This window comes from Micromonospora sp. BL4, from assembly GCF_003667505.1.
GTDB lineage: Bacteria > Actinomycetota > Actinomycetes > Mycobacteriales > Micromonosporaceae > Micromonospora.
This window is the reverse complement of record NZ_RCVJ01000078.1, coordinates 13,713-36,536: the sequence shown is the minus strand read 5'-3', so window position 1 is coordinate 36,536 and position 22,824 is coordinate 13,713. Positions and strand designations below refer to the sequence as shown.

Below are 22,824 nucleotides of genomic sequence, written 5' to 3'. Positions count from 1 at the left end.
GCCATGCCGGCAACACCAGAGGCCACGCTCCGCTTCGTGCAGCTGTGCCGCGCGGGCGACCCCGCGGCCACCGAGGGCGACAGTTGCTCCACCGGACCGAAGATCGTCGGGCCGGTCCTCGACTTCCGCGACGACTGGTCGCCGCAGGTCCGGAACGCGCTGGCCAACCGCGACGTCGAGCAGGCCCAGGCACTGTACGCCGCCCGGCGCAAGGAACAGGACGACCGTCTCGAGGACCTCGGGCGGCTGGCCCTGACGCTGCTGCGGCGCGCCGCTGTCGACTCGCACCTCACCGTCGGCAAGCTGCGCCGCGTCGTCGATGAGTGGGCGGCCGAGCGGCAGATGACGTCGGAACAGTTCGTCGGCACGGTCGCGGCCCTCACCCGCTGGACCGTCGACATGGCGGCGCTGGGCCGGTTCCTGGGCCGCCCGCGCGGTGCGGCGTCGACCGTCCTCGTGCGCCTGCTGCGCGGCATCACGCTGATCCGCCTCGCCCAGAGCGACGCCGAGGACACCTGCCGGGTCCGCCGGCTGATCAGCGGCCGCGACCTGGAACTTCCGCCCGCACCGAAGCCGGCCCCGCAGGCCGACGTCGACATCGGGCAGGCCCAGCAGTTCGCCGACCTGGTCATGCACGCGGGGCGGCTGCTCGCGCGGGCACGTGTCACCGGTAACCCGGATCCGACGCTCGCCGACGTGCAGGCGGCCGGTTTCGCCGACCTCGGCCCGGCCGTCGAGGCGACGTCCCGTGCGTCCGCCGAACTCGGCGCGCCAGCCACCGCCAAACTGCGCGCCCTCCGCAAGCTCTTCGACAGCGAACGCGAGGCTGCGCGCCGGCGCGTGGACCGGCGGGCCGACCCGGCGGGACGGGTGGTCGAGGGCGGCCCCATCGACATCGACGACGACATCGAACACATTCCGCCACGCGTACCCGTGCTGAGCGCGCAGGCGCAGGTCGCCGGCCGTGGCGACCTCATGGTCATCCGGACCGTGCACCTGCGCTACGACCTCGGTGAGATCTCGCACGTCGAGAACGTGTTGGCCAGCGAGCTACGCGGGCGCACCCACGTGGTCGACACCAGCACCCGGGAGTCGGTCACCACGTCGACCCAGTCGATCGCCGAGACCACCCAGGAGCTGGAGACCACCGAGCAGAACAGCCTCGACCGCGCGCTCACCACCGCCGCCACCCAGAGCACCTCGATGTCGCTGGGGGTCAGCGTCTCCGGCGGATTCGGCCCGGTCCAGGCCGGCGTCGACATCAACGCCGACCGGTCCACGACCACCACCAGCAGCATGACTTCGGCCGTCTCGTACTCCAAGACCCTGACCGAGCGGGCCACCGAGCTGCTGCGCAGCGAGGTCTCCGAGCGCCGCAGCATCACCAGCACGACGCGGGTGACCGAAACCAACGATCACCGGTTCGACAACGCCGGCGGGTCGGCGAACATCACCGGCATCTACCGCTGGCTGACCAAGGTCGACCAGGCGCAGGTCTACAACTACGGCGAACGGCTGCTGCTCCAGTTCGTCCTGCCCGAGCCGGCCGCGGTGCTGGTCCACCTGGCGCAGCAGACCACCGACGAGGGCGCGGTCGCCAAGCCCGCCGGCTGGTTCCTCGACGTCGCCGACCTCAACGAGGAGAACTACGCCGACAAGGCCGCGCGCTGGGACGTGGTCGGCGTCGAACCACCACCCGAGGAGGAGGTGTCGGCCACCCTCACGTTCGCCGACCCGCCGGCGCGGCCGTTCGACTACTCGCAGAACTCCACCGACAAGTCCCAGCCCGAGTGGGGCTACAGCTCGTACGTCGGCGAGGTCACGGTGCCGACCGGCTACCAGGCGACCGAGGCGTACGTGACCACCACGTGGGGTCTGGAGGAGGGCGAGTACACCGCCGAGGAGGGCAGTCCGCCGCAGGCGGTACAGATCGCGATCGGGGAGAACCGGGTCGTCGACAACGACACCACCGACGGCGAGATGGTCGTCCGCCTCGACCACGTACTCCCCGGGTCGTTGCCCGTCGGGATCAGCGCCGACCAGCGCGGCGGCCTGACGGTCGTGGTGCGGGTGCGCTGCGAACGCACCGACGCCGCCTACGAGGCGTGGCGGCTGCGCGCGTACGAGACGATCCGCGCCAGCTATCTGGCGCAGCTGGCGGCCTACGAGAACGACCAGCGCCTCCGGCTGGCCCGCGCGGTGTACCGCTCGGAGCAGCCCTCAGAGGTCAACCGGCGGGTCGAACAGCTGGAACTGAAGCGGGCCTGCCAGAGCGTGCTCTTCGGCCACGAGTTCGACCAGTTCGGCAGTCTGACGTTCGCGCCCGACGACGCCCCCCGCATCAACCGCCTGGAGATCGACGCGGAGGCGAACCAGATCCAGTTCGCCGAGGATCTCTTCGACTGGGAGAACATGGTCTACCTGTTCTACCCGTACCAGTGGGCCGGCCGGGAGCGGTGGGCGACGCTCCGGACCCGGACCAGCTCCGACCCCGTCCACGAGGCGTTCCTGCAGGCCGGAGCCGCCCGGGTGACGGTGCCGGTCCGCGCCGGCTACGAGCACGCCGTCGGGACGTACCTGGAAACCTCGCAGATCCCGGCACTGACCCCGCGTCCCTGGCGGGACGGCGGGAATCCGTACCCACCGATCGAGGACCTGATCGGCGACGCCCTCGACCGCCCGGGAGAGGAGATCGCCGTCGACGAACCCTGGGAGGTCCCCACGCCGACGGCGCTGATCTATCTGCAGACGGGAGCCGACCTCAATCCGGAGCCCGCCTGAGCGGGTCGATCGACCCCGGTCTCGCCGGGAACCGCCCCGCTGCGCACCCTCCGGTCACCGATCGGGGTCGCCACCGTCCTCGGACGGCGGCGACCCCGGTCGTACGGCCAGGACGTCAGCGCCGGTCGACCGGCCCGGTCCGTGCGGTGTCGACGGACACCTGGTCGAAGGCGGGAGCACCGTCGACCGCGTCGGCGGCGACGGCCGTCGACGTGGCGGCGTCCGGCAGGTCGAGGCTGGTCCGCAGGGTGACCGGCTTGAGCAGGAGCGCGGCGATGACGCCGACCACCGCGATGGCGGCGGAGATGAGGAAGATGTGCCCGGTGGCGTCGCCGTACGCGGCCCGGACGATGTGCTGGATGCCGTCGGGCAGCGCGGTGATGTTGAGGTTGCTGCTGCCCCCCGCGCTGTCCGAGGCGGGGATGCCGGCGGCGGCGAGGTCGCGGGTGATCTGGTCGGTGACCCGGTGGGCGAGGACCGCGCCGAGCACCGAGACGCCGATGGTGCCGCCGAGCGACCGGAAGAACGCGACGCTGGAACTCGCCGCGCCGATGTCCTTGAGGGAGACCGTGTTCTGGACGGCGAGGACGAGGTTCTGCATGGTCATGCCGACGCCGGTGCCGACGATGAACATGGCGGCGCCGACCAGGATGAGCGACGTCTCGTGGTCGATGGTGCCGAGCAGTGCGAACCCGGCCACCAGGATGATCGAACCGGCGACGATGTACGGCTTGATCCTCCCGGTCCGGGTGATCAGCCGGCCGGCGATGATCGAGGAACCGAGGACCCCGGCCATCATCGGAATGGTGAGCAGGCCTGCCTCGGTCGGGCTGTAGCCGCGGCCGATCTGGAAGTACTGGCCGAGGAAGACGGCACCGCCGAACATGGCCATGCCGACCGCGAGGCTGCCGAGGATGGCCAGCGCAGTGGTGTGCTGACGCACGATGCTGAGCGGGACGACCGGCTCGGCCGCCCGCGACTCGACCCAGACCGCGAGGGCGAGCAGGAGGAGCGAGCCGCCCACCATGGCGGCGGTCTGCCAGGAGGCCCAGGCGAACGAGCCGTCGACGAAGGAGATCCAGATCAGCAGCAGGCTGACGCCGGCGGCGATCAGGCTGGCGCCCAGGTAGTCAATCTTGACGTTCTCCCGCCGCATGGTCGGCAGGTGCAGGGTGGCCTGGAGCAGGATCAGCGCGATGATGGCGACCGGCACGCCGACGAAGAAGCACCAGCGCCAGCCGAGCCAGGACGTGTCGACGATGAGGCCGCCGAGCAGTGGGCCGCCGACCGTCGCGACCGCCATGACGCCGCCGAGGTAGCCGTTGTAGCGCCCCCGCTCGCGGGGCGGAATCATGGCGGCGATCGCCACCTGGACGAGGGCCTGCAGACCTCCGACCCCGATGCCCTGGAACGCGCGGGCGGCGATGAGCTGACCAGCGCTCTGCGAGAAGCCCGCGACGACGGAGCCCAGCAGGAAGACCACGATGGCGACCTGGATGAGGACCTTCTTGTTGAACAGGTCGGCGAGCTTGCCCCAGATCGGGGTGGTCGCGGTCGCGGTGAGCAGGGTCGCGGTGACCACCCAGGTGTACTGGTTCTGCGAGCCGTTCAACGCTCCGATGATCTTCGGTAGCGCGGTCGAGACGACGGTGCTGCTCAGCATGGCGACGAAGAGCACCAGCAGCAGGCCGCTGAGCGCCTCAAGGGTCCGCCGGTGGGTCATCGGCTCAGCGCCGGTCGTGGTGGTGGGTGCGCTCATCGCGCGGCCTCCAGCTTGTCGTGGTTTCCGAGGGCGACGTCGATGTCGCGGGTGAACCGGTCGAGCGCGACGCTCAGCGCCTCCACCTCGCCGGGAGTCCAGTCGGCGAGCGCCCGATCGAGCACCTCGCCGTACCAGCTGTGGGTGCCGGCCAGGGCGGCCCGGCCGGCGGGGGTGATCGCCAGGAGGCTCGCCCGCTTGTCGGTCGGGTCGGGCCGCCGCTGGACCAGGTTGTGCGCCACGAGCGCGGCGACGGAGCGGCTGACCGTCGACGGGTCGAGACGGGTGCGTTGAGCCAGCTCCTGGGCGTGGCACCCGCCGGCGAGCTGATCGATGTGCAGGAGCATGCCGACCATGCCCGCCGGCACGGCCGGCCGTTCGTCGGCCCGGCGCTGCCTCAGCAACCGGACACTCCGTACCAGGTCGTACAGCCGAAGGCCGAGCTCTCGAACGGCGTTGTCCACGTCTGCTCCCACACCCGGGTTACTTGGTTGCTCCAAGCAAGCATCTACCGATCTTGCGCAACATGCAAGTTTGCCCATTGAGAAGCCCGTCACCCCCCACGTACCCTCAGGGGCGATGGACGAGACCACCGGGCTCCGGGAGCGCAAGAAGGCGGCCACCCGCCTCGCCCTGCACGAGGCCGCCCTGCGCCTGGCCGCCGAACAGGGGCTCGACGCCGTGACCGTCGAGGCGATCGCCGACGCCGCGAACGTCTCCCGGAGGACGTTCTCCAACTACTTCTCGAACAAGGAGGAAGCGCTCTTCCACGGCGACACCACACGCCTGCGCAGGCTGTTGCAGCTGATCCGCGAGCGACCCGCCGACGAGCCGCCGTGGACCGCGCTGAGCCAGGCGGCCGAACGCTTCACCGAGGAGGCGTTCGGCGACGCCGACCCTTCCTGGCTGACCCAACGCCGGCAGCTGCGCGGGCACCCTGGCCTGGCCGCACACCAGGTCGCGGCGTACACCGCGATCGAGCGCGAGCTGGCCGCCGACCTCGCGCACCGGCTCACCGGCGCCGACGTGGCGCTGCGCTCCCGCCTTCTGGCCGCGACCTTCCTGGCGATCCTGCGCGTCGCCGTGCAGCACTGGATCGACCACCCCGGCGGCCAACTGCCGCTGACCATCCGGACCGCGCTCGCCGAGGCCGCTCCCCCGGCGACCGCTCCTCGTCGGTGACGGCGGCGTCCTCGGCTGTTTCGACGACCCCGGCCGGCGACGTCGCTAACCGGATCCGGACTGCTTGGGGCGGGCGCGGACGTGCGCGCGTTCGCCCTGTTTGCCGACGAGGCTGAGGAACTCCACGGGCCCTGAGCTGGTGGCTCCGAACCAGTGGGGCGTGCGGGTGTCGAACTCGGCGGCTTCGCCGGGTTCGAGGATGAGGTCGTGCTCGCCGAGGACGAGTCGGAGCCTGCCGTTGAGGACGAAGGCCCAGTCGTAGCCGTCGTGGGTGCGCAGGTCAGGTTCGGCGTCGTCAGGTCGGGCGGGCAGGACGATCTTGTAGGCCTGGATGCCTCCGGGCCGGCGGGTCAGGGGCAGGATGGTGGACCCGTCGGTGGTGGGCAGCGGTCGCATGTTGATGCGTGGGTCGCCGGTCGGCGGTGCGTCGACGAGTTCGTCCAGGGTGACGCCGTACGCGCGGGCCAGGGGCAGGAGCTGTTCGAGGGTGGGACGCCGTAGGCCGGCTTCGAGCCTGGACAGCGTGCTGATCGAGATGCCGGTCTGCTCGGCGAGGTCGGTCAGGGTGATGTCGCGGCGCTGTCGAAGCTGCCTGAGCCGCGGACCTACGGCGTCCAGGGTGCGGTCCGTCGATTCGTCCATGCACCCAGTTTGCCATTCGGCAAAATTCTTTGCGGATCTGCCTGCTGGCACCCCACTGTCGGGGAGCCCGGTTGCCAGAGGGCAGCCGGGTTCGTTGGGGGTCGGGACATGGCAGAGCAGGCGAGCGTGGTTCGACAGGGGGACGTCCGATGACGCACTCGTTCGACAGGGACTACTGGGACCGGATCTGGGGCGGCGATCGTGCCGCTGCGATGGCTGCCGGTCAACCCAACCCGCACCTGATCCGGGAGGTTGGCGACCTGGCGCCCGGAACGGCGCTGGACGCGGGCTGCGGTGCCGGTGCCGAAGCGATCTGGCTCGCCACCCGTGGCTGGCAGGTGACCGGAGCGGACATCTCCGCCGCCGCGCTCGCGCACGCGGCGGAGCGCGCCGTCGCCGGCGGTGTCGCCGAGCGGGTGCGGTGGGTCGAGGCGGACCTGTCCACGTGGCAGCCGGACACGCGGTACGACCTGGTGACCACGCACTACGCGCATCCCGCGATGCCGCAGCTGGATTTCTACGACCGCATCGCGTCCTGGGTCGCCCCCGGGGGCACCCTGCTCATCGTCGGCCACCACGACCATCAGGGCACGGTCGCCGGGCATGGGCACGGGCACGGGGGCGGCGAGACTGAGCCGCCCTCCTCGGCCTCGGTGACGGCCGCCGACATCACGGCGCGCCTCGATCCGCTCGTGTGGGAGGTCGTGACCGCTCAGGAGTCGCAGCGTGCTGTGGGCGGTCACGCCGGCCACACGGTGGCGATTCACGACGTCGTCGTCATCGCCAGCCGGCGGCGCGCGACCGTGGTCGGCGACCGCACCGACAGCGACTCGGATGTGGCGGACATGGCCACTGACCGGCCCGCTTGAGCAGGACGGGTGCGGTCCCCAGAATGAACCCGTGATCACCTTGGAGACCGAACGGTTGACCCTGCGCGGTTGGCGCGACGACGACCTCGACGCCCTGGCGGCCATCAACGCCGACCCGGAGGTGATGCGCCACATCATGGACGGCTCCGTGCGCGATCGCCGGCAGAGCGCCGAGGGCCTGCAGAAGATGGTCACGAACTGGAGGGAACGCGGATACGGCCTGTTCGCCGTGGACGTTCGCGGAACCGGCGACTTCATCGGTTGGGCCGGGCTCGCGGTGCCCGACTTTCTGCCCGAGGTGCTGCCCGCCGTGGAGATCGGGTGGCGGCTCGACCGACGGTTCTGGGGATATGGGTACGCGACCGAGGCAGCCACGGCAGCCATGCGGTTCGGCTTTCTCGACCGCGGCCTGGACCGCATCATCAGCATTCGCCACGTCGAGAACGTCAGGTCGGCTCGCGTCATGGAGAAGCTGGGGCTCGCGCGCGAATTCGACACGGTCGTCCCGGGGCACGATCAACCCGTCGCCGTTCATGCGATCACCCGCGACCAGTATCGAGCCCGTCTCGGCGCCTGACCTCGAACCCGGGTAACGCCCGCACCTCAGCGACGACCGACCCGGGACCGACAGGTGCGGCGCGGGACTTTCAGCGCTTGCGGCCCACCCCACCGAAGGCGTCGATCTCGGCGGGCGTGTCGACCGCGTCGTCGGGTCGCCACTGCGGGCACGGCACGACGCCCGGCTCCACCAGGTCCAGGCCCTCGAAGAACCCGGCGATCTGTGCGGGCGACCGCAGCGTGTACGGCGTCGCCCCGGTGTCGTTGTAGTCGTCCTGCGCCTGCTGCATCTCGGGGCTGACCAGGCTGGTGCCGTCGTTGAGTGAGAGGTAGCTGCCGCTCGCGAGCGGCGCCAGCAGCTGCCGCGTGATCGAGCGGGCCGCCTCGTAGTCCGGCAGGTGGCCCATGACACCGCTGAGGATGAGGCCGATCGGCTGCTGGAAATCGAGCGTCCTGCCGGCCTCGGCGATGACCGCAGCGGGATCGCGCAGGTCGGCGTCGAGGTAGGCGGTCCGGCCCTCGGCCGAGCTGACCAGCAGCGCGCGGGCGTGCACCAGCACCAGCGGGTCGCTGTCGACGTAGACGATCCGCGCGTCCGGCACGATCCGCTGCGCCACCTCGTGGGTGTTGTCGGCCGTGGGCAGGCCCGTGCCGACGTCCAGGAACTGGCGGATGCCCGCCTCACCGGCGAGGAACGTGATCGAGCGGACCAGGAACTGCCGGGAGGCACGGGCCACGTCGACGACGCCGGGGAAGACCTGCCGGTACTGGTCGCCGGCCGCGCGGTCGACCGCGAAGTTGTCCTTGCCGCCGAGCCAGTAGTTCCAGATTCGCGCCGAATGCGGCACCGACGCGTCGATCCTCTGCCGCACGTCCTCCTCGCCAGCCTCCGGCCGGCCGGTCTCCTGCGAGTCCATGGTCACGACGAACCCCCCGTGTCGACTGCGGACGCGAATCCGGTCGCGCAACGGCCCGCCCTGTCGGGGAAGCACCCGCCCGCAACCGTGCCACGGTATAGAAGGCAGACGATTCCCGCCACCACCGACTCCCTACCCGCCCGCACGCGGGACGCCCGCTGCCGGCGGTTGGGAACCCGCCGTTGCCAGCTCGAGGTCGGGTACGGGTGCGAAGTCCCGGCGGCGGGGCAGCAGCAACGGGCTGGCGAGGATGAGCAGCCCCGCGACCGCGATGGCCGTCCGCGCGCTGGTGGCGTTGGCGAGCAGTCCGCCCAGCGCGCTGAGGATGGCGATGGAGGCGCTGCTGCTGATCGACCAGGCCGACAGGGTGCGGACGGTACGGTCCCTGGGCGTGTGTTCAAGTCGGTAGGTGGCGAGCACCGGGTTGTACAGGCTCATGCTGATGATGATCGCGAGCTCGACGGCGATCACCGTCGCCAGACCGACGACACCGGGCTGGACGAAGGCGAGGCCGATCAGCCAGACCGCCCGCAGCGTGCCGACCACACGCAGGATCCGGTGTTGGCCGTACCGCGCCACGACACCGCGGGCGAGGCGTGAACCGATGAGTCCACCGACGCACGGGACGGCGAAGGCGAGGCCGTACTGCCAGGGGGCGAATCCGAGCTGGCGGAGCAGGAGCACGGCCAGCAGCGGCTCCGTGGCCATGATCAGGCCGCTGACGAGCAGCTGGTTGAGGTAGAGGGCCCGCAGGCCGGGATGGGTCAGGAGATGTCGCCAACCGTCGAGCACCTCGCTGGCCCGGACGCGGCGACCGCCGGTTCGCTGCGGCTGCTCCTCTCGGCCGCGGATCGCCGTGATGCCCAACGCGGACAACAGGTAGCTGAGCGCGTCGGCCACCACGGTCGTGACCGGCCCGAGCAGGCCGATCGCCGCGCCGCCCAGCGGTGGCCCGACGGCGATGGAACTCCACGTGGTCGACTCGAACCGCGCGTTGGCCACGAGCAGGTCATCGGGGCGGACGAGCGCCTTGAGGTACGCGCCGCTGGCCGCGTTGAAGGCGATCCTGGCCGCGGCGACCACGGCCGAGACGACCAGCAGCTGGACGAAACTGAGCATGCCGAAGGCGTAGGCGACCGGAATGGTCATGATGACCGCGAACCGGGCCAGGTCCATGGCGATCATCACCGGTCGTTTGCGGCGAAACTCCACCCACGGCCCGAGCGGCAAGGCGATCAGCGCGCCCACCGCCGGCCCCACCGCGGACAACGCGGACACCTGGGCGGGGCTGGCATCCAGCACCAGCACGGCGATCAGCGGCAGCGCGCCGAATCCCAGCCCCGAGCCGTAGGCGCTGGCCGCGTAGGCCGCCCACAGCCAGCCGAACCGCCGGCCCAGCGATCGTCTGACCACGTTTCGCGCCTCCCCCGTCGAACAACCCGCCGTTGATCGCCCCCGAGCAAAGCAAGACCACCAGGGGCGGATCAAACGCGGATCGCGGTCGGATGGGCGCGGATCAGGAGTACATCAGGTGCAGCATCATTCCGGCGTCGGCGTGCGCCAGGTTGTGGCAGTGGTTGGCCCACACCCCCGGGTTGTCGGCCCGGAACTCCACCTCCCACACGTCACCGGGACGTACGTCGAAGGAGTCCAGCCACAGAGGGCTCCCGGTCGCGCGCTGACCGTTGCGGGACAGCACCAGGACGTGATGGCCGTGCAGGTGCCACGGGTGCACGACCTGAGACCTGTTGACGATCGTGAACGCGACGATGTCGCCGAGGCGTACGACCTGCGGCGGGATGTCGGGGTCCGCCGCGCCGTTGACGGTGTGGGCGTATCGCGGAAGCAGCCCGCGCAGGTCGAGGCCACGGTCGAGGACGAGGGTGTACTCCCGGTCGACGCGCGACCACGGCACCGGCGAACCGACGCCGTACGTGAGCGGATCCAGCACCGGCCACGCGCTGGTCGCCGTCGACACCGGTCCGGTCGAGTAGACCGCCCGTCCGTCGACGAACAGCGCCACCGGCGTGGGGGGCGCGGTGAACACCAGGTCGTAGCGACCCCCGGCCGGGACCAGCACGGCGGTGTCCACGAGCGACGTCGGGCCCCGCAGGTCGGATCCGTCGATCGCGACGACCCGGAACGGTGTCCCGGCCAGGGCGTAGCGATGCGTCGTGCTGTCGGTGTTGATCAGCCGCAGTCGCACGGGCACGCCCGGCTCGACCGGCTCCGTTCTCGGTTCGGGCAGCGCGAGGCCGGCCAGGGTGTGCACCGGCACGGTGACGTCGACGCCGGTCACCGGCGCCGGGCGCACCACCAGGACGCCGTAGAGGCCCATCCGCACGCCGAGGTCGGAGACCGAATGCGTGTGGTACCAGTACGTTCCGACCTGATCGGCCCGGAACCGGTAGACGAACTCCTGTCCGGGCAGCACCGCCGCCTGCGTCACGCCGGGCACCCCGTCCTGACTGTTCGGCACGTCGTACCCGTGCCAGTGCAGCGTGACGCCCCGCGCGATGTCCCGGTTGCGTAGCGTCACCTCGACGACGTCGCCGGCGGTGCCGGTCAGCTCCGGCCCGGGGACCTGCCCGTTGAACGCCCACGCCGCGACGTCGCGGCCGCTCACGCTCACCGTGGCGGTCCCGGCCGTCAGGACGAACCGCCTGGTCGGTTCGTCGGAGGTCCGCGCATCCCGATACTTGTGATTATGGGGTACGGCGGGCGCGGCGCCCGGGGCGACGGCCAGCCCGGTCCCGGTCACCAGCGCCGTGACCGCCACGACGAGGGCCGCCCGGGACACCGCCCGGGACGGGCCGGCGCCGAGTGCACGCCATGAGACCGCGGTCGCCGCGATCACGCCGGCGAGCGCGAGCAGTCCCACGCCCGCCGACACCGGATAGCCGTGCAGGAGGGTCACGAGCAGTGCGCCGCTCTGGGCGTACCCGGCGAAGAAAAGCGGGAGCGCGACGGACCGGATGTCGCCCGGGGCCCGGAGCAGCCGCGGCCCGGCGACGACCACCGCCGCGAGCGCCAGGGGCGCCGCGATGAGGACCTTCTCCCCCGCGAACCACCAGCCGGCACGGGCGAGCGCGGTGATCGTGACCGCGCGGGCGAGGGTGGCGACCAGCGCGAAGGCGGCCAGTCCCAGCGCGAGCGGTCGGCGCCGGGCCGCCGACGCGGCGCCGCCGCCCAGCCATCCGGCGGCCGCGAGGACCGCGATCACCAGGTCGACGGCGAGCACCGAGCCGGTGCTCATGCCGGCTCTCCTTCCCGCACGGTGACGGGGACGACGCCGCCCGGCGCCGGGCGGTCCAGCTTTCGCGCTGCCTGGGCCACGCCCACCACGACGTGCACCGCGATGATTCCGTTGAGCGCGTGCAACCCGGCGATGGTCAGGCCGAGCGGGGTGCTGGCGCCGGCGGCGTCGGTGGACGCGTTCGCGAGCATGGCGATCAGCGCCTGCACGACGACGAGACCGATCGGCAGGATCGCCATGCCGATGAGCCGGCCCGGCGCCTTCGCCAGCGCGGCGAACAGGGCGGTGAGCAGGGTGAGCACCGGGATGACCGCCATCCCGTTGACGCTGTGCAGGGCGTACGCGCCGTCGCCCGCGGGTCTCGTGAACCCGCCCACGGCGGCGAAGATGAACTGCAGGACGAACGAGACGAGCAGCAGGGTGCTGGCGAGAACGAATGCCTTGCGCATGGTGACCTCCTAGAGGTGAGCTGACGTCAGTGCCCGAGCGACGTGCTCGGTGGCCGTGATCGCCCCGTACGCGACCAGCCGCACGAGGTCGGCGTCGGCCGGATGGGAGAACCGCCAGAGGGCGACGTCACCCGGGCTGATCGCGCTGGGCGCGAACGCCGCCAGCAGCGCGATCCGCGTCCCGATGCGGTCGGTGCCCGGCACGTCCCGGACCAGATCGACGGCCCAGTCCGCGGGCCGGGCCGGGAACCGCCCGTCCTCCCAGCGCACGGTGGCGGTGACGGTCTCGCGCGCCACGTCGCCCAGGAGGTCGCTGCCCTGCGTGGCGGCGCTCCGCAGCGCCGCGTACGCGACGCCGACCGGGCTGTCCCCCGCCCAGGCCGGTGGCGCCGTCGTGCCGGGGTCGAGGAGGGTGAGGCTGGCGCCGGGCTCCTTCGGCCCCCGGGCCGTCCTGGCGTAGAGCCGGCCTCCGACCGACCGCACCAGCGGGGAGCGTTGCAGGCCACCGGGGAGCAGATCGGGGTCCAGCAGCGCCGAGACGATCCGGTTGATGAAGTGGAAGGCGAGCAGGGTGCCGGTGGCCTCTGGGCGGTACGGGCTGCTCCAGCCGGTGGCTTCCGGGCTGCGACTGGCCTCCGCCCAGCGGGCGAGTTCGGCGTGCCTCGGCTCCGATGGCGTCCCGCCCCGGGCGACGACCTCGCCCAGCGCGTGTTCGCCCAGCGCGTGCAGCAGCATCACGTGGGCGTCGACGCAGAACCGACAACGGTTGGCCCGGGACACCGTCGACGCGACGAGCTCACGGTCCACTCTGGACGCGTCCCCGGCGAGCAGGGCCTCGCGCAGCAGCGCCCAGGTCGCGGCCTGCAGCTCCGGCACGGGCGAGAGCACCTGGAAGGTGGGCACCGGCCCGAGGAAGTCGTCCCACAGCTGCCGGTAGACCTCCGCGGTCAGGCCAGTCGCGGCCTGCACTGGATCGGGGGTGAAGAAGCGGTATGTCATGGGCTCGATGCTTGCCTCGACGGGCCGGGAAAACGTCGTGCCGCCGCAGGCACTTGCCCGGTCGCCGATACCGCGTCCGTGGTACGACCTTCTACCACCGCCGTCAGATGCTCCCTGAGGACGGCCCGTTCTACAGTTCGACCATGCGTCGTGACCTGCCGTACGCCCTCAGCGGCCTCGCCCTCGGCGCCCTCCTGCTCGGCAACGCCGCGCTCGCACCGGACGCCGCGACGATCCGGGCGATCGACGTCGCTCTGGTCCTGGCCATGGCGGCGGCCCTGGCGGTGTGCCGGCGGTATCCGGTCGTGGCGGTAAGCGTGGTGACCGTCGCCATGCTGGCCCTGCACGTCCGGGTGCACCCCGGGGTGTCCGCCGCGTTCCCCGTCCTCGGCGTCGTCTACGTCGCCGCCTGGCGGGGGCACCGATCGGCCGCCGCCCTGGGCAGCCTCGTCTTCCTCGGCGGCTTCCTGGCCCGCGACATCTCGATCGCGCCCGCCGGCCGGCCCGGCCAGCTGATCGCCGAGCGGACCGCCCTGCTGCTGGGCTGGTTCGTGGCGGCCAACGTCGCCGGGCTCGTCGCGCGCCAGCGCCGGGCGTACCTGGAACAGGTCGAGCAGCGGGCGTTCGAGGCCGAGCGCACCCGCGAGGAGATGGCGTTGCGTCGCGCCGGGGAGGAGCGCCTGCGCATCGCCCGGGACCTGCACGACTCGCTGACCCACAACATTTCCGTGATCAAGGTGCAGGCCGGGATCGCCGTGCACCTGGCCCGCAAACACGGCGAGGAGCCGTCGGCCACGCTGCTGGCGATCCAGGAGGCCAGCGGCGCCGCGATGCGGGAACTGCGGACGACGCTGGAGGTTCTGCGCTCACCCACCGACGGAGACTGCGTCGGGCTGGCCCGGGTGGAGGAACTGGCCGAGCGGACCCGCGCGGCGGGCGTACCGGTGCAGGTGACCGTCACCGGTCGCCCCCGGGACCTGCCCGACGAGGTCGACCAGGCCGGGTATCGCGTCGTCCAGGAGGCCCTGACCAACGTGGCCCGCCACGCCGGGCCCGCCACCGCGCAGATCCACATGGAGTACGCGCCGGCACAGCTCACCGTCTCGGTGGTCGACGACGGCCAGGCGTCACCGGCCCGGCCCGTGGCACCGGGCGTGGGCCTGCGCGGCATGCGGGAACGGGTGACCGGGCTGGGCGGCACACTGCGGGCGGCGGCCCGCGACGACGGCGGGTTCGCGGTACGGGCCACGTTCCCGTTGGACGGTCCGCCGTGACCGGGCGCCTGCGCGAGGTCCGACCAGCTCGGTCCGCCGCGGATCGGGGCGGCTCCGACCCGAGAGAGGAGCCGGCATGATCCGGGTCCTGCTCGCCGACGACCAGGCTCTGATGCGGGCCGGATTCCGGGCGTTGCTCGGCGCCGAGGACGACCTGGAGGTCGTCGGCGAGGCTGTCGACGGCACCTCGGCCGTCCAGCTGTCGCGGAGCCTGCGGCCGGACGTCGTGCTGATGGACGTGCAGATGCCGGGTCTCGACGGCATCGAGGCCACCCGGCGCATCGCCGCCGATCCCGACCTCGCGGCGGTCCGCGTCCTGATCCTCACCAACTACGGGCTCGACTCCTACGTCTTCGCCGCGCTCCGGGCCGGCGCCAGCGGGTTCCTGCTCAAGGACGCCGACCCCACCGACCTGCTGCAGGCCGTCGCCGTCGTGGCCCGCGGCGACGCGCTGCTCGCCCCGGCGGTCACGCGCACGCTCATCAGCGAGTTCGTGGCCGGGCCGCCACCGGCCGAGGCGGCGGCCGGACGCGACGTGCTGACCGCCCGGGAACAGGAGATCGTCGCGCTCGTCGCCCGGGGCCTGACCAACGACGAGATCGCCTCGCGCATGGTGATCAGTCCGTTGACCGCCAAGACACATGTCAACCGGGCGATGACGAAGCTGCACTGCCGCGACCGCGCCCAGCTGGTCGTGTGGGCGTACGAGTCGGGGCTGGTCGCGCCGCGTCGCCGATGACATCACACCGTCGTTATTGACCGCTCGGTCCAGCGGCGCACCAACGCGCGGGAGCCCTCGGCGGGACATACGTCGTGTCGTACGTCGCGGCCGAGGCCTCGGCTGGTCACCGTCCGGCCGGCGTCGCCACGGCCAGCCGGGCGGTCGTCGCGGTGAGCCAGACCAGGCCCAGGGCCGCTCCCGTGAAGAAGGCCAGGATGCTTGCCGAGGAGCCGATGAAGCCGGCGACGACGACCACCGGCACGATGCGGGAGGCCAGCGCCCAGCCACGCCGGCCCTGGGCGGAGAAGCGCCGCGCCAGCAGAACGAACGCCGCGCACAGCGCCAGGTAGCCGATCATGCCGCCTCCCATGTGGACGGCGCCGTGTGTGCTGAGAGAGGCCATCGTGTCCTCGGAGGTGCCGACGGGGAAGCCGGCACCGGGGTCGGCGGCGAACACGGCGCTGACCAGGAACGAGATCCCGAAGACGGTGACCAGCCGCGGTACCCAGGTCGCGCCCGGCCCGCTGTGCAGCGCTCGCCGCAGGCCGATCGCACCGGCGATTACCAGTGTTCCGGCGAGGACGAAGTTGATCACTTGGATCCAGCCCAGGTCGCCGAGGCTGAGCTGGCTGATCGCGTTGCGGGTGAAATCGAAGCCCTCGCGGGTCAGACCCTGGATCACGCCCACCGCAAGGAACAGCGGACCTGCGGCCATACCGCAGCTCAGCAGGAGCCGGGTCGCCCCATCGGCCCTGGGGGCGGGGCGGGCCGAGACGGTCGAGGTGAGCGGAGTGGAGGGGTTGATGGTGTGGCTCATGTGTCTTCCTCGTCTGAGTGCGTGGATGGGCCGCCGGTCGACGCGGCCTGCGGCGTCACACCGGCCGCTACGTCGGAGCCGGTACGCCGGCCAGGTGCGGCGAGGTCAACGATCCATCCGAGCCCCGCAATGATCAACGCGGGATGACGCCACGATCGTTTAGTCAGGGTCACCAATAGCCGCCACCGCGCTACGGGAGCACTCCCCGGCCCGGCCTGACGTGGTCAACGTGGGGTGATGAGCGGGGCGTAGTCGGCGCGGGTGAGCGGTTGTTCGGAGAGCGAGCCGTCGGCGCGGGGCACGGCGAGTGGCCTGCCGTCGCGCAGGAACACCACGGTGGTGACGTCGTCGCGACTGGTGAGCGTGCAGACGATCTGCCCGAAGGCGAGCACCTCGTCGCTGCGGCCGGCGTCGTCGTCGGGCTCGTCGACGACGACGCGGGCCTGCGCGCGGGTCACTGTCGCGCCGGCGGCGTTGACCGCTCCCGGCAGCGCGCTGGTCAGGTCGCTGTCGCGTTCGGCCGTACCCGGTCCGGCGAGGAGATGCCGCAGTTGTTCCTCGACCGTGGGGACATGGTCGACGCGCCGGACGACGGAGACGATGCGGTTGTCGCGGACGAGGCAGAGGGTCTCGTCCGCCCGGCCGGCCGGCGCCGTCGTGTCGGCGGGGGCAGCGCTGTGGAACGGCCCGCGCGGCGGCTGCACCGTCCGGGGGCTGTCGTCGGTGGGGACGCCGCAGCCGGTCAGCAGCGCGGCGAGTGCCAGTGGGGCCAGGCGGCGGTGGTTCATGGCAGGCTTTCCGGCAGGGTGACGCGGAAGCGGGCGCCTCCGCCGGGGCGGTCGGTGACGGTGGCGTGCCCCCGGTGCGCCGCAGCGTGCTGGGCGACCAGCGCGAGCCCGAGGCCGGTGCCGTCGCCCGCGCCGCGGGTGTGCGCGGCTCGCCCGCGGACGAAGCGGTCGAAGATCGCCTGTCGGTCCTCGATCGACACACCGGGGCCGTCGTCCTCGACCTCGATGACGCCGGCGTCACCGTCGCGGCTCAACCGGACGCCCGCCGGGCCACCCCCGTAGGTCACGGCGTTGTCGAGCAGGTTCGCCAGGATCTGCGCGATACGGCGCCGCTCGACCTGCCAGGTCGCGGGAGCGTCCGCCGCGAGGTGGACGAGCGAGGCCGGCAGGTCGAGGGCCTGGCAGGCGTCCCGGGCCAACGCCACCACGTCCACGGCTTGCCGGTGGGCGGGCTGGTCGCTACGAGCCAGGTCGATCAGGTCGTTGACGAGCCGTTGGAACCGGTCGATCTCGTCGGCGACGAGCCCGGCGGCGGTGGCGGTCCGCTCGTCCAGGTGCTCCCGGCGACGCGCCAGGACGCTGGCCGCGGCGGCGAGGGTCTGCAGAGGTGAGCGCAGTTCGTGGCTGACGTCGGCGGCGAAGCGGCGGTCCCGCTCGATGCGATGGGCGAGCTGGTCGACCATCTGGTTGAACGAGGAGGACAGGCGCGTCAGATCGGGGTCGGTGGCGGGGTCGAGACGCGCGGTGAAGTCGCCGGCGGCGATCTTCTCGGCGGCGTCGGCGACGGCCGTCAGCGGGCGCAGCCCGTGTCGGGTCGCGTACCAGCCGAGGGCCGCGCCGGACCCGGCGACCATGATCGCGACGGTGGTCAGCGCGAGCGCCAGGACCTGGAACGTCTGCTCCAGCTCGCGCAGAGAGTTGATCTCGAAATACGTCGCCGTCGCCGACAGGGGCACCCCGACCACCAGGGCGGGTTGGCCGGCGACGCGTACGCGCTGCACCGCCGGCTCCCCGGAGGCGACGGCCCGTCGCAGGTCGACGGGTATGGCGGTGGTGGTGCCGGGGTCGGCGGTTCGGGCGTACCACGCGCCGTCCAGGTGCAGCACGGGTCGCCGGCCGCCGCCCGTGTCCAGCGACCGAAGCACCTCCACCACGTCGGGGGTGTCGGTGTTCAGCCCGGCCCGGACGACGGCGGCGTCGAAGTAGGCGGCGCGCAGGGCGGTGCGTTCCCGCTCGTCGATCAGGGAGCGGCGGGTCAGCTCGTACGAGACCAGGGCCATGGAGGCGGCGAGCAGGAGCGCTCCGACGGCGAACGCGGCGGTGACCCGGGTACGGAGTCCGAGGCGTCTCATCGCTGCAGCTTGTAGCCGAGGCCCCGCAGCGTGACCAGGTGCCGGGGGGTTGCCGGGTCCGACTCGATCTTCTGCCGCAGCCGGCCGACATGCACGTCGACGAGCCTCTCGTCGCCGCTGTCGTAGCCCCAGACCCGTTGCAGCAACTGCTGGCGGGACAGCACCCGGCCGGCGTGTTCGGCAAGCTCGCACAGCAGCCGGAACTCGGTGCGCGTGACCGGTACGGGCTTGCCGGCGCGGCGTACCTCTCCCCCGTCGGGGCTGATCTCCAGTTCGCCGAACGCGAGCACGGGTACGGGCTCCGGCGCCGGTCCCGTCACGCCGGCACGGGCGCGGCGGCGCAGGGCTCGCAGGCGAGCGGTCAGTTCCTTGATCGCCACCGGCTTGACGATGTAGTCGTCGGCGCCGGCTTCGAGGGCGGCGACGATGTCGTGGGTGTCGTCGCGGGCGCTGACCACCACGACCGGCACGTCGTCGTCACGACGCAGGTGCCGAATGCACTCGAAGCCGTCGAGGCCGGGCAGCATCAGGTCGACCAACACGTAGTCGGCCGGGTCGCGGCGCTGGACGCGCAGGCCCTCCTCCGCCGTGGCCGCGCCCACCGCCTCGTAGCCCTCGTCCTCGAGTGCGAGCAGCAGCGCCAGGCGGATGCGGTCGTCGTCCTCGATCACCAGTACGGCCGTCATACCCGGCATCATCCCCAGGCCATCGGCCACGCGGCCAACCGTGCCGGCCGCCTGGCGGATTTGTCACGCAACTGTCATAGATCCGCGCGGTGACCGCCAAGCCGGCACGGCAGGGTCGTAGGTGACCGGGTCCGGAAAGGGAAGGGGCACGCCCGTGACGGGATCACCGGCGCCGACGCCGTGCACACTGCCGCTGGTCGAGGTGTGCGTCACCGAACTCGACCTGGCCTGCCTGCCGGCGGCCGGGGCCCTGTTCGACCGGCTGCTGGCCCTGTGTCCCGCGCAGGTCGTGGTCGACCTGTCCAGGTGCCGGCACATCGATGCCGCCGCCATCGGCCTGCTGCTCGATGTGCACCGGCGGCTGGCCCGTGCCGCCGGGGTCCTCACCATCCGCAACCCGAACCCGCGCATCCGACGCATCCTGCACACCGCCCGTCTGGACCAGGTCCTGCCGGTGGTCACCGATCCCCCGCCGTCAACGCCCGGGGGGAGGGCACCCGAACCCGCGTCGGCGCCGCCGGCTCTGGTCGCCCATGGCCGCGCCCCCGTGACCACCGTCCAGTGACGATCCCGCCCGGACGTCACCCCGCGGGACCGCTCCGCCGGTTTCCGAAACGTCCAGCGCGGGAGCCGGACCACCGCTTCAGCCCCGCCCCGAACGCCGTACCCCGCCGGACCGGCGGGACACGGGCCCAGGAAGGACCAGCAGAATGACCGTCGTTCCGGACGATCACCTGATGACACTGATCTGCGACACCTGCGGCGACTCCATCAGGGCCACCGCGTGTGTGCTCCCCGACGCCGAGGTCGTCTGGACCCTGGTGTCCGAACACGGCTGGAGTGGTTCCCCGTTCGCCACCGGCCCGCACCGCTGCCCGCACTGCAGCCTGCTGCCGATCTCCGGTGGCGTTAACGCTCCGGGCGACAGCCACGGTCCCGGCGGCATTCTCGGCATCGACCATCTCGACGACATGACCGCCGTCGCCGCCGGTGAGGTCGACCTCGATAACGGTGACTCGCTGCGCGCCGCCCTGTGCCACGCGGAGGACCTGGGCGGACACGTCGTGGTCGACCTGACCCGGGTACCCCACATCGACTCCACCGACCTCGGTCTCCTCGTCCGCGCGCACCGCGACGCGCGCGACCGCGGCGTCACGCTGTGCCTGGCCGCGCCGTCCCGGTTCATCCGCACCGTCCTGCACACCATGCGCCTGGACCGGGCCTTCCCCATCTTCGAGAGCCGCGACGAGGCCCTCGCCCAGTTGTCGCAGGGCCTGGTGTCCGCCCCCACGGCCACGACGGCCGCCCGTTCCTGACCGACGTGGGCCCCGCCCCGAACCCTCCTCGTCGCCGGCAGCGACGACCGACACCTGGGGAGAGCCCATGACCATCACCGGTCTCGTCACCGCGCTCCTCGTCGGCGTCACCGTCGGCCTGCTCGGCGGGCTCGTTCTCCCGGGACGCCGGGAGGCGCCGATCTGGCTGACCGTCGCCGTCGGGGTCGTCGCGGCGCTGGCGGGCACCGTCGTCGCCCATCTCGCGGGCGTCGACACCCGCGCCCTCAACCCCCTGGCCGTGTTCATCGAGGTCGGTCTCGCCGGTGCCGGCGTGGTGCTGGTCGTCGCCACCGCCAGGTCCGAACGGTCCGACTCCGCCTGAGAATCCGGACCCGGACCGTCCACGATCAAGGAGCTCCTCGTGTACATGCCCTGGCCACTTCCCGACGAGAACTGGTTCGCCGACGCCTCGCACCAGCCTGAGCAGGGCTCCGAGGACGTACGGGTCGAGGCGCTGGTCGCGCAACGGCTGAGCATCGACTCAACGACGCGGCGCCAGCAGATCAGCGTCTCGGTGCAGAACCGGGTCGTCATCCTCGCCGGCGTGGTGAGTGACCCGGAGACGCGGCAGGCCGCCGCGGAGCTCGCCTGGGAGGTGCCCGGTGTCTTCGACGTCTGCAACTCGTTGCGGCTCAGCGCCCCGCGGCGTGGCCACCGCTGACCGACGGCCCCACCGCGCGGCTCAGGCGAAGCCGAACAGGGGCGGGAAGGCGAGGACGACCACCCAGGCCCACGCGGCGTACACGATCACGTATCGGGTCTGCCACCGTTCCAGGCGGGCGAAGGGCATGCGGCCACGCACGAAGCCGAGGTAGAGCCATGCCGACCACGCCAGGTTGGCGAGCAGGACGAGGTTCTCGCCCAGTGCCGCGGTCTTGTTCGGGCTGAAACCCCATTCGGTGATCCGGCCCGTGATCGCCGCCAGCACCAGGACGTCAATGATCAGAGCGCTGACGATGAGGGCGAGCTGCAAGCGGTCGAAGAGGCCGGGTCGGGCCGTCAGGTCGCGGGCCGAGATGGCGTACAACAGCATGCCCAGCACGATGACGAGCAGCAGGTCGAAGAGGATGAGGGCGTCGCGCTCGACGTCGATGCCGTTGGTGGTCCAGACGACGGCGACCAGGAAGGCCAGCAGGGTGGCCGTGAAGAGCGGTGTGAAGACCCGGGTCAGCACCGGCGCCATGTTCTCGATGACGCTCTGCTTGGCCTCCACCAGCCATGCCGACACGATGACCGCGGCCATGGCGCCGCACGGCAGCAGCCACGACTGGATGAACCCCTCCGCGTCCACGCCGATGGCCGCGAAGGCGCCCACCGTGAACCCCGTGAGCACGCCCCCGCCGAGTCCGATGAGGACGAAGTAGATCAGCCACTCCCCGGTGAACCGGATGAAGTCCATCCGCCGTCGGTCTGAGCGCCAGTCGCCACCCGTGTAGGCGACGCCGACCACCAGCCACAGCGCTATCGGCAGGTGGATCGCGGTGAGCACCATGGTCTGCGTGTCGTCGGCCAGCGGGTACGCGTTCGCGGCGACCGCGCCGAGGACGAACAGCAGCGCGAGCGCCCCGACGACCCGCGGACCGACGCGGCGCTGCCAGGCGAAGTACGCCGCCAGGGCCGGCAGCGCGAAGAGGCTGATGTTTCGCGCGTAGAAGCCGGCGTGGTCGCCGCTTGCGAGGTCGAGCCCGAACCAGGACGGCACCTTGATCGCGAGCGCCGCGACGGCCGCGCAGAGCACCATGACGGGCAGTTCGCGACGGGACCGGGCGGCGCTGGGTGCGTCCGGCTCTCGGGGCAGCACGAGTTGCTTCCATAGGCGCTCGGAGTGCTCCCGGGCGAACTCCCGCGACAGCTCGTCGAGGCCGCCCATGCGCTTGACGGCGATGAGGAACGCCTCGTCGGCTCGCAGGCCGGCCTCGGTCAGCTCGGCGATCCGGCTGCGAAGGTGGTCCTCCAACTCCTCGGCGTCGGTGTGGTGCAGCTCCCGGCGGCGGTGGATGTAGGCCCGCCACTCGGCGATCTGGCCCTCCAGATCGTGGTCGACGGTCATAGTCCCGCCCCCCAGGCCGGTGCCGTGATCGGCTTGATGGACTGCGTCGTGCTCCAGACGCCCCGCAGGGCGTCGACGACCGCGGCCCACTGGCGGCGCTGCTCGGCGAGCTCGGCCCGGCCCTGGTCGGTGATGCGGTAGTACTTCCGGCGTCGTCCCCCCGCCGGGGTCGCCCAGGTCGACTCGACGTGGCCGAGCCGCTCCAGGCGGTGCAGCAGCGGATAGAGCAGGCCGTCGGTCCACTCGAGTTGCCCGCCCGAGAGGTCGTTGACCTGCTTGAGGATCGCGTAGCCGTAGCTCTCGCCCTCGGCGAGGATCCCCAGCACGAGTGGTGTCGCCGAGGCCGCGACGAGGTCCTTGGTGATGTGCATGGCACCGCCTATACCT

At 71.9% G+C, this 22,824-nt stretch carries 24 protein-coding genes; 10 read left to right on the top strand and 14 right to left on the bottom strand.

Annotated features, from left to right (window positions below):
- Nucleotides 1-3 precede the first annotated feature (3 nt).
- Complete coding sequence (locus EAD89_RS06575) at nt 4-2,781, top strand: hypothetical protein (RefSeq protein WP_121675091.1); 2,778 nt, start codon at nt 4-6, stop codon at nt 2,779-2,781.
- A 115-nt stretch (nt 2,782-2,896) separates the two neighbouring features.
- Here the strand turns inward: EAD89_RS06575 and EAD89_RS06570 are convergent, their stop codons facing one another.
- Nucleotides 2,897-4,540 carry an MDR family MFS transporter gene (locus EAD89_RS06570; RefSeq protein ID WP_121655434.1) on the bottom strand — a complete coding sequence of 548 codons (1,644 nt, stop codon included), beginning with the start codon at nt 4,538-4,540 and terminating at the stop codon, nt 2,897-2,899.
- Nucleotides 4,537-4,944: a MarR family winged helix-turn-helix transcriptional regulator gene (locus EAD89_RS06565; protein ID WP_199723464.1), complete on the bottom strand. Its 408-nt coding sequence runs from the start codon at nt 4,942-4,944 to the stop codon at nt 4,537-4,539. Before EAD89_RS06565 ends, EAD89_RS06570 begins: the two co-directional genes overlap by 4 nt.
- A gap of 175 nt (nt 4,945-5,119) precedes the next feature.
- Here EAD89_RS06565 and EAD89_RS06560 point away from each other — a divergent pair, with 175 nt between their 5' ends.
- The gene (locus tag EAD89_RS06560) at nt 5,120-5,722 is read left to right on the top strand and encodes a TetR/AcrR family transcriptional regulator (RefSeq protein WP_121675090.1); all 603 of its coding nucleotides are present in this window, start codon (nt 5,120-5,122) and stop codon (nt 5,720-5,722) included.
- A 45-nt stretch (nt 5,723-5,767) separates the two neighbouring features.
- Here EAD89_RS06560 and EAD89_RS06555 read toward each other — a convergent pair whose 3' ends face one another.
- Nucleotides 5,768-6,364, bottom strand: a complete 597-nt coding sequence (locus EAD89_RS06555) for a helix-turn-helix domain-containing protein (protein WP_121655436.1) — start codon at nt 6,362-6,364, stop codon at nt 5,768-5,770.
- 149 nt (nt 6,365-6,513) lie between these two features.
- On the opposite strand from EAD89_RS06555, the gene EAD89_RS06550 reads away from it, so the two are divergent.
- Nucleotides 6,514-7,233: a bifunctional 2-polyprenyl-6-hydroxyphenol methylase/3-demethylubiquinol 3-O-methyltransferase UbiG gene (locus EAD89_RS06550; RefSeq protein WP_121675089.1), complete on the top strand. Its 720-nt coding sequence runs from the start codon at nt 6,514-6,516 to the stop codon at nt 7,231-7,233.
- Nucleotides 7,234-7,264: 31 nt separating this feature from the next.
- Entirely contained in the window at nt 7,265-7,810 is a 546-nt protein-coding gene (locus tag EAD89_RS06545) for a GNAT family N-acetyltransferase (RefSeq protein ID WP_121655438.1), read from the top strand.
- Nucleotides 7,811-7,880: 70 nt separating this feature from the next.
- Here EAD89_RS06545 and EAD89_RS06540 read toward each other — a convergent pair whose 3' ends face one another.
- From EAD89_RS06540 to EAD89_RS06520, 5 genes are all read right to left on the bottom strand, one after another.
- Nucleotides 7,881-8,708 (bottom strand): SAM-dependent methyltransferase, encoded by an 828-nt coding sequence (locus EAD89_RS06540; protein ID WP_121675088.1) that lies wholly within the window; start codon nt 8,706-8,708, stop codon nt 7,881-7,883.
- Between the two features lie 132 nt (nt 8,709-8,840).
- Nucleotides 8,841-10,121 (bottom strand): MFS transporter, encoded by a 1,281-nt coding sequence (locus EAD89_RS06535; protein ID WP_121675087.1) that lies wholly within the window; start codon nt 10,119-10,121, stop codon nt 8,841-8,843.
- A gap of 103 nt (nt 10,122-10,224) precedes the next feature.
- Nucleotides 10,225-11,964: a multicopper oxidase family protein gene (locus EAD89_RS06530; protein WP_121675086.1), complete on the bottom strand. Its 1,740-nt coding sequence runs from the start codon at nt 11,962-11,964 to the stop codon at nt 10,225-10,227.
- Nucleotides 11,961-12,413 carry a DUF6220 domain-containing protein gene (locus EAD89_RS06525; RefSeq protein WP_121675085.1) on the bottom strand — a complete coding sequence of 151 codons (453 nt, stop codon included), beginning with the start codon at nt 12,411-12,413 and terminating at the stop codon, nt 11,961-11,963. The genes EAD89_RS06530 and EAD89_RS06525 overlap by 4 nt, the downstream gene beginning before the upstream one ends.
- Nucleotides 12,414-12,422: 9 nt before the next feature.
- A complete protein-coding gene (locus EAD89_RS06520) occupies nt 12,423-13,412 on the bottom strand; it encodes a carboxymuconolactone decarboxylase family protein (RefSeq protein WP_121675084.1) in 990 nt (329 codons plus the stop codon).
- Between the two features lie 143 nt (nt 13,413-13,555).
- On the opposite strand from EAD89_RS06520, the gene EAD89_RS06515 reads away from it, so the two are divergent.
- Nucleotides 13,556-14,686, top strand: a complete 1,131-nt coding sequence (locus EAD89_RS06515; protein ID WP_233578236.1) for a sensor histidine kinase — start codon at nt 13,556-13,558, stop codon at nt 14,684-14,686.
- 76 nt (nt 14,687-14,762) lie between these two features.
- The gene (locus EAD89_RS06510; protein WP_121655445.1) at nt 14,763-15,425 is read left to right on the top strand and encodes a response regulator transcription factor; all 663 of its coding nucleotides are present in this window, start codon (nt 14,763-14,765) and stop codon (nt 15,423-15,425) included.
- A 106-nt stretch (nt 15,426-15,531) separates the two neighbouring features.
- On the opposite strand, the gene EAD89_RS06505 is transcribed toward EAD89_RS06510, so the two are convergent.
- The 4 genes from EAD89_RS06505 to EAD89_RS06490 form a co-directional block, all read right to left on the bottom strand.
- A complete protein-coding gene (locus tag EAD89_RS06505; RefSeq protein ID WP_121675082.1) occupies nt 15,532-16,224 on the bottom strand; it encodes a DUF998 domain-containing protein in 693 nt (230 codons plus the stop codon).
- Nucleotides 16,225-16,448: 224 nt separating this feature from the next.
- On the bottom strand, nt 16,449-17,012 hold the full coding sequence (locus EAD89_RS06500) for a GerMN domain-containing protein (RefSeq protein WP_121675081.1): 564 nt from the start codon (nt 17,010-17,012) through the stop codon (nt 16,449-16,451).
- Entirely contained in the window at nt 17,009-18,364 is a 1,356-nt protein-coding gene (locus tag EAD89_RS06495) for a cell wall metabolism sensor histidine kinase WalK (RefSeq protein WP_121675080.1), read from the bottom strand. The genes EAD89_RS06500 and EAD89_RS06495 overlap by 4 nt, the downstream gene beginning before the upstream one ends.
- A complete protein-coding gene (locus EAD89_RS06490) occupies nt 18,361-19,050 on the bottom strand; it encodes a response regulator transcription factor (protein WP_121652929.1) in 690 nt (229 codons plus the stop codon). Before EAD89_RS06490 ends, EAD89_RS06495 begins: the two co-directional genes overlap by 4 nt.
- 154 nt (nt 19,051-19,204) lie before the next feature.
- Here EAD89_RS06490 and EAD89_RS06485 point away from each other — a divergent pair, with 154 nt between their 5' ends.
- From EAD89_RS06485 to EAD89_RS06470, 4 genes are all read left to right on the top strand, one after another.
- On the top strand, nt 19,205-19,615 hold the full coding sequence (locus EAD89_RS06485) for an STAS domain-containing protein (protein ID WP_121675079.1): 411 nt from the start codon (nt 19,205-19,207) through the stop codon (nt 19,613-19,615).
- A gap of 145 nt (nt 19,616-19,760) precedes the next feature.
- A complete protein-coding gene (locus tag EAD89_RS06480; RefSeq protein ID WP_121675078.1) occupies nt 19,761-20,366 on the top strand; it encodes an STAS domain-containing protein in 606 nt (201 codons plus the stop codon).
- 67 nt (nt 20,367-20,433) lie between these two features.
- The gene (locus EAD89_RS06475) at nt 20,434-20,709 is read left to right on the top strand and encodes a GlsB/YeaQ/YmgE family stress response membrane protein (protein WP_121652932.1); all 276 of its coding nucleotides are present in this window, start codon (nt 20,434-20,436) and stop codon (nt 20,707-20,709) included.
- A gap of 39 nt (nt 20,710-20,748) precedes the next feature.
- Nucleotides 20,749-21,048, top strand: a complete 300-nt coding sequence (locus EAD89_RS06470; protein ID WP_233578234.1) for a BON domain-containing protein — start codon at nt 20,749-20,751, stop codon at nt 21,046-21,048.
- Between the two features lie 21 nt (nt 21,049-21,069).
- Here EAD89_RS06470 and EAD89_RS06465 read toward each other — a convergent pair whose 3' ends face one another.
- Nucleotides 21,070-22,437, bottom strand: coding sequence for a permease prefix domain 1-containing protein (locus tag EAD89_RS06465; protein WP_121675077.1), 1,368 nt, complete (start codon nt 22,435-22,437; stop codon nt 21,070-21,072).
- Entirely contained in the window at nt 22,434-22,808 is a 375-nt protein-coding gene (locus tag EAD89_RS06460) for a PadR family transcriptional regulator (RefSeq protein ID WP_121652934.1), read from the bottom strand. The genes EAD89_RS06465 and EAD89_RS06460 overlap by 4 nt, the downstream gene beginning before the upstream one ends.
- Between the last annotated feature and the right edge of the window lie 16 nt (nt 22,809-22,824).

Coding starts and splice junctions, on each gene's coding strand:
- EAD89_RS06495 (WP_121675080.1), bottom strand. CDS start 18,364: ATGAGACGCCTCGGACTCCGTACCCGGGTCACCGCCGCGTTCGCCGTC.
- EAD89_RS06555 (WP_121655436.1), bottom strand. CDS start 6,364: ATGGACGAATCGACGGACCGCACCCTGGACGCCGTAGGTCCGCGGCTC.
- EAD89_RS06460 (WP_121652934.1), bottom strand. CDS start 22,808: ATGCACATCACCAAGGACCTCGTCGCGGCCTCGGCGACACCACTCGTG.
- EAD89_RS06570 (WP_121655434.1), bottom strand. CDS start 4,540: ATGAGCGCACCCACCACCACGACCGGCGCTGAGCCGATGACCCACCGG.
- EAD89_RS06500 (WP_121675081.1), bottom strand. CDS start 17,012: ATGAACCACCGCCGCCTGGCCCCACTGGCACTCGCCGCGCTGCTGACC.
- EAD89_RS06530 (WP_121675086.1), bottom strand. CDS start 11,964: ATGAGCACCGGCTCGGTGCTCGCCGTCGACCTGGTGATCGCGGTCCTC.
- EAD89_RS06540 (WP_121675088.1), bottom strand. CDS start 8,708: ATGGACTCGCAGGAGACCGGCCGGCCGGAGGCTGGCGAGGAGGACGTG.
- EAD89_RS06520 (WP_121675084.1), bottom strand. CDS start 13,412: ATGACATACCGCTTCTTCACCCCCGATCCAGTGCAGGCCGCGACTGGC.
- EAD89_RS06505 (WP_121675082.1), bottom strand. CDS start 16,224: ATGAGCCACACCATCAACCCCTCCACTCCGCTCACCTCGACCGTCTCG.
- EAD89_RS06475 (WP_121652932.1), top strand. CDS start 20,434: ATGACCATCACCGGTCTCGTCACCGCGCTCCTCGTCGGCGTCACCGTC.
- EAD89_RS06465 (WP_121675077.1), bottom strand. CDS start 22,437: ATGACCGTCGACCACGATCTGGAGGGCCAGATCGCCGAGTGGCGGGCC.
- EAD89_RS06525 (WP_121675085.1), bottom strand. CDS start 12,413: ATGCGCAAGGCATTCGTTCTCGCCAGCACCCTGCTGCTCGTCTCGTTC.
- EAD89_RS06490 (WP_121652929.1), bottom strand. CDS start 19,050: ATGACGGCCGTACTGGTGATCGAGGACGACGACCGCATCCGCCTGGCG.
- EAD89_RS06480 (WP_121675078.1), top strand. CDS start 19,761: ATGACCGTCGTTCCGGACGATCACCTGATGACACTGATCTGCGACACC.
- EAD89_RS06575 (WP_121675091.1), top strand. CDS start 4: ATGCCGGCAACACCAGAGGCCACGCTCCGCTTCGTGCAGCTGTGCCGC.
- EAD89_RS06515 (WP_233578236.1), top strand. CDS start 13,556: ATGCGTCGTGACCTGCCGTACGCCCTCAGCGGCCTCGCCCTCGGCGCC.
- EAD89_RS06550 (WP_121675089.1), top strand. CDS start 6,514: ATGACGCACTCGTTCGACAGGGACTACTGGGACCGGATCTGGGGCGGC.
- EAD89_RS06510 (WP_121655445.1), top strand. CDS start 14,763: ATGATCCGGGTCCTGCTCGCCGACGACCAGGCTCTGATGCGGGCCGGA.
- EAD89_RS06560 (WP_121675090.1), top strand. CDS start 5,120: ATGGACGAGACCACCGGGCTCCGGGAGCGCAAGAAGGCGGCCACCCGC.